The sequence below is a fragment of the Pseudomonas sp. HB05 genome (assembly GCF_016756915.1).
In the GTDB taxonomy this organism is placed as follows: domain Bacteria; phylum Pseudomonadota; class Gammaproteobacteria; order Pseudomonadales; family Pseudomonadaceae; genus Aquipseudomonas; species Aquipseudomonas alvandae.
The window spans coordinates 100,988-110,110 of sequence record NZ_JAESPG010000004.1; the positions used below are offsets into that span (position 1 = coordinate 100,988).

Annotated in this window: 9 protein-coding genes; 5 read left to right on the forward strand and 4 right to left on the reverse strand. The window is 59.7% G+C overall.

All coding sequences use genetic code 11. The features are described from left to right. Entirely contained in the window at positions 1-1,419 is a 1,419-nt protein-coding gene (locus JMN22_RS06115; protein WP_024779900.1) for an FAD-dependent oxidoreductase, read from the forward strand. Positions 1,420-1,671: 252 nt separating this feature from the next. Next, positions 1,672-2,739 carry a uroporphyrinogen decarboxylase gene (gene hemE, locus JMN22_RS06120; protein WP_030140982.1) on the forward strand — a complete coding sequence of 356 codons (1,068 nt, stop codon included), beginning with the start codon at positions 1,672-1,674 and terminating at the stop codon, positions 2,737-2,739. A gap of 48 nt (positions 2,740-2,787) precedes the next feature. On the opposite strand, the gene JMN22_RS06125 is transcribed toward hemE, so the two are convergent. After that, positions 2,788-4,029: an MFS transporter gene (locus tag JMN22_RS06125; protein ID WP_437127689.1), complete on the reverse strand. Its 1,242-nt coding sequence runs from the start codon at positions 4,027-4,029 to the stop codon at positions 2,788-2,790. 152 nt (positions 4,030-4,181) lie between these two features. On the opposite strand from JMN22_RS06125, the gene JMN22_RS06130 reads away from it, so the two are divergent. Together JMN22_RS06130 and JMN22_RS06135 are read left to right on the forward strand one after the other, a co-directional pair. Further along, positions 4,182-5,087 (forward strand): LysR family transcriptional regulator, encoded by a 906-nt coding sequence (locus JMN22_RS06130; RefSeq protein WP_198797410.1) that lies wholly within the window; start codon positions 4,182-4,184, stop codon positions 5,085-5,087. Positions 5,088-5,209: 122 nt separating this feature from the next. Further along, a complete protein-coding gene (locus JMN22_RS06135; protein ID WP_198797411.1) occupies positions 5,210-5,653 on the forward strand; it encodes a DUF2846 domain-containing protein in 444 nt (147 codons plus the stop codon). A 156-nt stretch (positions 5,654-5,809) separates the two neighbouring features. Here JMN22_RS06135 and queC read toward each other — a convergent pair whose 3' ends face one another. Together queC and JMN22_RS06145 are read right to left on the reverse strand one after the other, a co-directional pair. Further along, positions 5,810-6,523: a 7-cyano-7-deazaguanine synthase QueC gene (queC, locus tag JMN22_RS06140; RefSeq protein ID WP_198797412.1), complete on the reverse strand. Its 714-nt coding sequence runs from the start codon at positions 6,521-6,523 to the stop codon at positions 5,810-5,812. 78 nt (positions 6,524-6,601) lie between these two features. After that, positions 6,602-7,531 carry a DMT family transporter gene (locus JMN22_RS06145; RefSeq protein WP_198797413.1) on the reverse strand — a complete coding sequence of 310 codons (930 nt, stop codon included), beginning with the start codon at positions 7,529-7,531 and terminating at the stop codon, positions 6,602-6,604. Positions 7,532-7,616: 85 nt separating this feature from the next. On the opposite strand from JMN22_RS06145, the gene JMN22_RS06150 reads away from it, so the two are divergent. Next, the gene (locus JMN22_RS06150) at positions 7,617-8,495 is read left to right on the forward strand and encodes a LysR family transcriptional regulator (protein ID WP_198797414.1); all 879 of its coding nucleotides are present in this window, start codon (positions 7,617-7,619) and stop codon (positions 8,493-8,495) included. Positions 8,496-8,675: 180 nt separating this feature from the next. Here JMN22_RS06150 and JMN22_RS06155 read toward each other — a convergent pair whose 3' ends face one another. Beyond that, on the reverse strand, positions 8,676-9,122 hold the full coding sequence (locus tag JMN22_RS06155; RefSeq protein ID WP_030140968.1) for a hypothetical protein: 447 nt from the start codon (positions 9,120-9,122) through the stop codon (positions 8,676-8,678). Position 9,123 lies beyond the last annotated feature (1 nt).

Genomic DNA, 9,123 nt, shown 5'->3' on the forward strand with positions numbered 1-9,123 from the left:
ATGGCTGAACGTCTGAATAACGACTTCCAGTTCATCGATGTCGGGCGCAAGGATCCGAAGAAGAAACTGTTGCGTCAACGCAAGAAAGAGTTCGTGGAAATCTACGAGCCTTTCAAACCCCAGCAGTCGGCCGACCAGGCCCACCGCTGCCTGGGTTGCGGTAACCCGTATTGCGAATGGAAGTGCCCGGTGCACAACTTCATTCCCAACTGGCTAAAGCTGGTGGCCGAGGGCAACATCCTCCAGGCCGCCGAGCTGTCCCACCAGACCAACACCCTGCCGGAAGTCTGCGGCCGGGTGTGTCCGCAGGATCGCCTGTGTGAAGGTGCTTGCACCCTCAACGACGGTTTCGGCGCGGTCACGATTGGTTCGGTGGAGAAATACATCACCGACACCGCGTTCGCCATGGGCTGGCGCCCGGACATGTCCAAGGTCAAGCCGACCGGCAAGCGCGTGGCGATCATCGGCGCGGGCCCGGCGGGTCTCGGTTGTGCCGATGTGCTGGTGCGTGGTGGCGTCACTCCGGTGGTGTTCGACAAGAACCCGGAAATCGGTGGCCTGCTGACCTTTGGCATCCCCGAGTTCAAGCTGGAAAAGACCGTGCTGAGCAATCGTCGCGAAGTCTTCACCGGCATGGGCATCGAGTTCCGCCTGAACACAGAGGTGGGCAGGGACGTGACCATGGAGCAACTGCTCGAAGAGTACGATGCGGTCTTCATGGGCATGGGCACCTACACCTACATGAAAGGCGGCTTTGCCGGCGAGGACCTGCCGGGCGTCTACGACGCGCTGGACTTCCTGATCGCCAACGTCAACCGCAACCTGGGCTTTGAAAAGTCGCCGGAAGATTTCGTCGACATGAAAGGCAAGAAGGTCGTAGTACTCGGCGGTGGCGACACGGCGATGGACTGCAACCGCACGTCGATTCGCCAGGGCGCCAAGTCGGTGACCTGCGCCTACCGTCGTGACGAAGCGAACATGCCCGGCTCGCGCAAAGAGGTGAAGAACGCCAAGGAAGAAGGCGTGAAGTTCCTCTACAACCGCCAGCCGATCGCCATTGTCGGGGAAGACAAGGTTGAAGGTGTGAAAGTGGTCGAGACCCGTCTCGGCGAGCCGGACGCCCGTGGTCGCCGCAGCCCTGAGCCGATCCCCGGCTCCGAAGAGATCATCCCGGCCGACGCCGTGGTCATCGCCTTCGGTTTCCGTCCGAGCCCGGCGCCGTGGTTCGAGCAGTTCAGCATCCAGACTGACAGCCAGGGCCGCGTCGTCGCCCCGGAACAAGGCCAGTACAAGCACCAGACCAGCAACCCGAAGATCTTCGCCGGCGGCGACATGGTCCGGGGTTCCGACCTGGTGGTGACAGCGATCTTCGAAGGCCGCAATGCGGCGGAAGGGATCCTGGATTACCTGCAAGTCTGATCACTTCCTGATGCTGGAATGCGATCAAAATGTGGGAGCGAGCTTGCTCGCGATAGCGGTGAATCAGTCGACGAATATGTTGAATGTGACGCCCTCATCGCGAGCAAGCTCGCTCCCACAATTGTTTTGCGGTGTTGCGAAAGTTGTGTTGCACCGCGACAAATTGCCCCGATAGATAAAAGGCACGGCTCTTGCCGTGCCTTTTGCGTCGCGCTCTGAGAAAATGCCCGCACTTTTTTTCCGGATGCCGACATGACTGCCCTGAAGAACGACCGTTTCCTTCGCGCCCTGCTCAAGCAACCCGTGGACGTCACCCCCGTGTGGATGATGCGCCAGGCCGGTCGCTACCTGCCGGAATACCGCGCCAGCCGCGCCAAGGCCGGTGACTTCATGAGCCTGTGCATGAACCCGCAGTTCGCCTGCGAAGTCACGATGCAGCCGCTGGACCGCTATCCGCAACTGGACGCGGCGATCCTGTTCTCCGACATCCTCACCATTCCCGACGCCATGGGCCAAGGCCTGTACTTCGAGACCGGCGAAGGCCCGCGTTTCAAGAAAGTGGTCAGCACCCTGGCCGACATCGAAGCGCTGCCGATTCCCGATCCGCAGAAGGACCTGGGTTATGTCATGGACGCGGTCAGCACCATTCGCCGTGAATTGAACGGTCGCGTTCCGTTGATCGGTTTTTCCGGCAGCCCGTGGACACTCGCGACTTACATGGTCGAAGGCGGCTCGTCGAAGGACTTCCGCAAGACCAAGGCGATGCTCTACGACAATCCGCAAGCCATGCACCTGCTGCTGGACAAGCTGGCGCAGTCGGTCACGTCCTACCTCAACGGCCAGATCATGGCCGGTGCGCAAGCGGTGCAGATCTTTGATACCTGGGGCGGCAACCTGTCGGCGGCGGCGTATCAGGAATTCTCCCTGGCCTACATGCGCAAGATCGTCAGCGGCCTGATCCGCGAACACGAAGGTCGTAAAGTGCCGGTGATCCTGTTCACCAAGAACGGTGGGCTGTGGCTGGAAAGCATCGCCGATGCCGGTGCCGACGCCCTGGGCCTGGACTGGACCTGCGACATCGGCAACGCTCGCGAGCGCGTCGGCCACAAGGTTGCGTTGCAAGGCAACATGGACCCAACGGTGCTCTACGCCAAGCCTGAAGCGATCCGTGCTGAAGTCGGGCGTATCCTGGCCAGTTACGGCAAGGGCACCGGCCATGTGTTCAACCTTGGCCATGGCATCACGCCGGAAGTCGATCCGGAACACGCCGGCGCTTTCCTGCGAGCGGTGCATGAATTGTCGGCGCAGTACCACGATTGACGCGTAGCGGGAGCGAGCCAACTCGCTCCCGCTATTGTTCCACCCGTCTCAGGCTTTTATCTCGCCCAGCGGTGGCAACTTGGCCAGCTTCAGCGCGATCAATAGGGCGATGGTCAACAGCGAGCCGATGAACAGCCCGGTTCCGTTCCAACCACCCAAGTGCCACGCCACGCCCCCCGCCGTACCGGCGACACTCGAACCGGCGTAATAGCTGAACAAGTACAACGACGAAGCCTGTCCCTTTGCCCTGAGCGCACGCCGGCCAATCCAGCTGCTGGCGACCGAGTGTGCGCCGAAGAACCCGAAGGTGAATATCAACATGCCGATGATCACCAGCCATAGCGGCGTGAACAGGGTCAGGACAAGGCCCGCCAACATCAGCGCGATGGTCGCCCAAAGCATTTTCCGGCGCCCGAGCTTGTCAGCCATGGCGCCGACTTTCGCCGAACTGTAGATGCCCGACAGATAGACGACTGATAAAAGCCCGACAAATGCCTGATCCAGCTGATAAGGCGCGGCCAGCAGGCGATAGCCGATGTAATTGAAAAGCGTCACGAATGCGCCCATCAATACGAAAGCTTCAAGAAACAACAGCGGCAACCCAGCGTCGCGAAAGTGCATGATGAACCCGTCCAGCAAGCTGCGCGGATGCAGCGACCGGGGACGGAAATTGCGCGACTCGGGGAGGATCCGCCAGAACACCGCTGCCGCGATCAGCGACAGGCCGCCTATCACCAGCATCGCGGTGTGCCAGCTGACAAAGTCGATCAACACCCCGGTGATCAGGCGCCCGCTCATGCCGCCGATGGCGTTGCCGGCGATATACAGCCCCATCGCGAGGCCAATGTGCTTGGGATGGATTTCTTCGCTCAGATACGTCATCGCGACCGCCGCCAAACCGCTCAACGACAGCCCGACCAAGGCGCGCAACAGCAACACGCCGTGCCAGGTCGGCATCATCGCGCTGGCAATCGTGCACACCGACGCAGCGAACAGCGCCGCGACCATCACCGATTTGCGGCCGATGCGGTCGGAAATCGGACCGGTGATCAACAAGCCGACGGCGAGCAGGCCGGTCGCCACCGACAGGATCAGGCTGCTTTGCGCGGCGTTGATGGAAAACTCGTGGGACAACAACGGCATCATCGGTTGCACGCAATAGAGCAGGGCAAACGTCGCAAAGCCACCGCAGAACAGCGCCAGCACCGTGCGCATGAACATCGGCGTGCCCTTCTCGATGTAGATGTCCTTCAATTCGGCGACGACATCATCCTGCGCACGGGGAGGGATTTCATGGGCGAGTGGGGCGACAGCAGTTTTCACGGTGGACCTCGGAGGAGCACGGCCAGGCAGGCAATGAAAAAAGCATATAGCCGGCTAATGATTCTATCCAATATATTGTTCGACCTATTTAAGACGTTGAACGACCTACTGGGGTTTCCATGGAACTGCGGCATCTGCGCTACTTCATCGCCGTCGCCGAAGAACTGCACTTCGGCCGCGCCGCACTCGCCCTGGGCATCTCCCAGCCGCCTTTGAGCCAGCAGATACAGGCGCTGGAGCAAGAGATTGGCGCACGGCTGTTCGATCGCACCAATCGTCGGGTCGAACTGAGTGAGGCCGGGCGGCTTTTCCTGGAAGAGGCGCGGCGGGTATTGGCCCAGGTCGACAAGGCCGCCGATGTGGCCCGCCGTGCTCAGTTGGGGGAACTGGGCGAGCTGAAGATCGGCTTTACCTCCTCGGCGCCTTTCAACTCCACTATCCCCCAAGCGATTTTTACCTTTCGCCAACGCTTCCCCGCCGTGCACCTGAACCTGCGGGAAATGAGCAGCACCCAAGTGGCCGACGCGTTGATGGACGAAGTGATCGAGGTGGGCATCATGCGACCGTTGCCGTTGCCCGATTCACTGGTCGAAATCGAACTCAGCCGCGAACCGCTGGTGGCCGTGCTCAGCGCCAAGCATCCGCTGGCCCAGGGCAACGAAGAAGGCCTGTTCCTTGCCGCGCTGGCCCAGGAGCCGTTCGTGTTCTTTCCGCGAAGCTACGGCAGCGGCCTCTACGCGCAACTCCTGAACCTGGCCCGCGACGCCGGCTTCAACCCGCACTTCGCCCAGGAAGCGGGAGAGGCCATGACCATCATCGGCCTGGTGGCAGCGGGGCTGGGCGTCTCGGTGCTGCCGGCGTCTTATCAGCGCATGCGCATCGATGGGGTGGTGTACCGACCGCTGCTTGACCCGGCGGCGGTGTCGGCGGTGTGGCTGGTACAGCGCAAGGACCAGCGGTCGCCGATGGCGAAGGCGTTTGTGGCGTTGTTGACTGACGGGGTGGAGTTACCTGCTTGGTCTTGAGGCTTGTTATTGTCAGGCGCCATGACGCATCCACCGTGGCCGGCCTACGAAGATTGCTTTAGTTTTCCAACGCCTCGGCCGATATCCCATTGTTCGACCAACCCAATCCATGGAGAAACAGGATGTTCAAGCAGTTGACCTTTACTGCCTTGTTGGCAGTTGCCGCGCTGACTACCGGCTGTGCTTCGGTGAAAATGGCCGATGACACCCAGGATGCGCAGGCGAAAACCTTCCAGACCGTCCCTGACAAAGCGAACATCTACCTTTACCGCAACGAGAGCATGGGCGCCGGGGTAAAAATGCCAGTAACGCTCAACGGCAAAGCGGTCGGACAAACCGTTGCCAAGTCGTATTTGATGCTAACGGTACCGGCCGGCCAGCAGACGCTGGTGTCTTCTGCCGAAAACGATTCGGAGCTCAAGCTCAGCACAGAAGCCGGCAAGAACTATTTTGTCTGGCAGGAAGTGAAAGTGGGTTTCATCAAGGCTCGTAACAACCTGCAGGTCGTCGATGATAAAACCGGCCGCGCCGGGGTGGCGGAGAGCAAGTTGATTCAAGCCCAATAACCCGGTTTCTCTGATCCGGGCTATTTGAGAGGGCGCTGAAAGGCGCCCTTTTTCGTGATATAGCCTGATGGCGATCAGTCCGTTACCTGAGCTTCCCAAGACCCGGGACTCAACCTGCTTGAAAAGGCTGGCTGTCAGTTTGACAGCCAGCGGCTTTTAGAGATTTTTTTGGTTTATTTTATTTGTTAACGCGTTGCTAATCCTTTCCCTATTTTCAGTAAAAGCCTTCAGCCCCCCTGCACGAAGACTGCAAGCATCACATCCCCCACACCCACTGCCCACAACCCCGTTATAACAAGTCAGCGTACGATTCATCACCAATTCCAGCTGGTTGTAATAATCCGCGAGCGCCCAAGTCTCTGCTTTATTCAGCCACATCAACGGAGTCTCGATGCGCAATTTGTAATCCATGCCGGTTTCAATCGCGACGTTCATGGCTTTGACAAAACTGTCCCGACAATCCGGATACCCTGAAAAATCCGTCTCGCACACGCCTGTGATCACCGCTTCAGCCCCTACCTGATAGGCATAGATCGACGCCAACGTCAGAAACAGGATATTGCGACCCGGCACGAATGTATTAGGCGGGCCGTCCTTGCTGCTGTTCGCCGACGGAACCGGAATGTTGTCCCGAGTCAGACTGCTGACCGCCAGTTCGTTCAACAACGTGGTGTCCAGGACCTTATGGGCCGTTACACCAAAATGCCTGGCGAGGTCCTTCGCCACTTCAATCTCGGCGCGATGACGTTGCCCATAATCAAACGTGATGCAGTGGATTTCGTCGTACTGGGTTAATGCGTGGATCAGGCAGGTGGTGGAATCCTGGCCGCCGCTGAATACGATCACGGCTTTCTTGGTCACTTCGTTCATCCTTGGCATTCCCGGTTTGTGGTTGGGATGTGACCGTAGCGCGAAGTTCAAGGGTTTTGGTGTGGGAAACTTCGGAAATTAAGTGCTCCGCTTTCCGAGTTTTGCTTGTCGCCTCGTAGGGTCAAGGTTGAGTGCAAGGACGCTGGTCAGCACGGTGGCCGCCCCGACGATGACCATTGCCGACGGACGTTCGGCGAGGATCATCGAGGCCATCAGCATGGCGGTCGGAGGGGTCAGGTAAAGCGCCATGGAGGCTCGGCTCACGTCGCTGTGTGCCAGGACGTAGGCCCAGGCAAGGTACGCCAGCGCGCTGGGAAAGATGCCCAGCATCAGTACGGCCAGATTCACCGAAGTGGGCGCTTGTTTCGCCTCGTTCAGCAGCCCTGGCGCGAATATGAATAACAGGGCGGTGCCTGACCAGACGGTGTAACAGACCATGGTCAAGCCGTCGTAGCGATGGCAATAGCGTTTTTGCAGGGCGAAATAAAAGCTCCAGGATAATGCTGCCAGGAGGATCAGCAGCCCATGGGCATTTATCTGACCCAAACCACGATCCCCCATGACCACTACGGCAGCGCCCGCCAACCCCAACAGCACGCACATCCACTGCCACGCATTGACGCTGTTCTTGAAGGCGAAATGCGCCAGTAGCGCACTGAACAATGGTGTGGATTGGGCCAGGACACTGGCGGCGCCAGCGCTGACACCTCGCTGCCCGTAGTTGAGGGCGATGTGATGCAGGCTGACGGCGAAAAAACCCAGCAGGGCGAGCAATGGCAGGTCCTTCACTCGAGGCAGGCCGATGCCCTTGACCGAGGCCAATACGGCCATGAACGTCGAGGCGATGAGAAATCTAATCAAGGCCAGGTGGCCGGGTTCGTAGGCCTGGAGACCGATGCGAATGCCAATCGGGGAATAGGCCCAGCACACAATGACGAACGTTGCTGCCAGGGTCACCTTTACGCCCGATCGTTCCGAACCTTTGTTGAGCATCAGCGGCGTCTTCATCCAAGTGCATGTCTCGGAGTATCGAAAACGCGGCTTATCACCACAAGTGACTTAAACTCAGTCAATCATTCACTTTGGGTGAGCTATGGAACTGTCCCAACTGCGCATGGTGAAAGCGGTCTGTGACACCGGCAGCATTGCGCGTGCCGCTGAAACGCTGCACTGCGTTCCGTCCAATGTCACCGCCCGCCTCAAGTCGCTGGAGCGAGAGCTGGGCACGTCGTTGTTTTTCCGCGAGGGACGTGGGTTGCGAGTCAGCCCGGCGGGACAGATATTCCTGGAATATGCGACGAGAATCCTCAGCCTGACGGAAGAGGCTCGCCGCGCAATCGCACCCTCCAACGCTCCGAGTGGACCGTTGCGCATTGGTGCGATCGAGTCCAGCGCCACCGGGCGCCTGCCCCAGTTGTTGGCTAAATATCACGCGCAGTACCCGCAGGTGTCGCTGGAACTGAGCACGGGGACCTGGGCTCAGTTGCTGGACGATATCCGGCAGCACCGGCTCGACGCTGCGATTGTCGCGGTTGACGTGGAGCGGCCCGGGCTGAAGCGAGCGGTGATGTACCGTGAGGATCTGGTGCTCATTGCAGCCGATTCCCTTGGCCCGCTGCGCAGTGCGGCGGATTTGCAAGGCAAGGCGATTTTCATGTGGCCTGTCGGTTGTCCGTACCGCCTGGCACTGGAGCAGTGGTTGCTGCGTCACGGTCAGGTGCAGCCGATCGTCAGCATCGCCAGCTATGGCGCTATCGTTGGCTGTGTCAGCGCTGGGGCGGGTGTTTCGCTGGTTCCCAGGGGGATCTATGAGCAGTATTGCCAGGGGGCGGGTTGGACGGGGTACGAATTTCCGGAATTGGCAGGGGTAGACAATCTGTTTTATTGGCATGAAAACGCGGGTCGGCATCCTGCCAGGGAGGCGTTTTTGGCGATGTTGGAGAGGGAGTTTGAAGGGGGTGTGGTTAGCTAGGTTGCTGGGGCCGCTGCGCAGCCCAGCGGGAGCAAGCTCCCTCGCCACGGGGCGATACCTGTGGGAGCGAGCTTGCTCGCGATAGCGGTGGGTCAGTGCCGGTGATGCTGCATGTACTGACGCAATCGCGAGCAAGCTCGCTCCCACAGTGGATTTATCTATGTAAGCCCCAAAATCCAGCTACTGCACCTTCGCCAAATCGCCTTTCAACGCGACGCCGGCCATGATTGCCCCGGCGTGGCACTCATAGGTAGTCGGGTCCTTGCGTTCGTTGCTCTTGTAGAAGCTGACGATGTTGGTGACGGCGTTGGCGCCGGCGTTCTTGGCGGCTTGGTGCAGGCTGATCAGTGCCGATTGCAGCACCCATTCGCAGGCCACTTCGTCGGACTTGTTGAAGGCGTTGGTTTTCTTGTTGGTCACCGCGCCTGGGCTGACCACGGTGACGTTGCCGGCCGGTTTGTTGCCGGCCAGGTAGAACTTCACGCTGCCGTCGATCTTGCCGGTGCGGATGGCTTCGGCGACGACTTTATCGAACGGCAGGAACAGCGCGGTATCACGGGCCTGGCTGAGGCTTGGCAGGGTGCCGAGCAACAGGGCGGCGGTCACAGCGATTTTCTTCAACGGCATC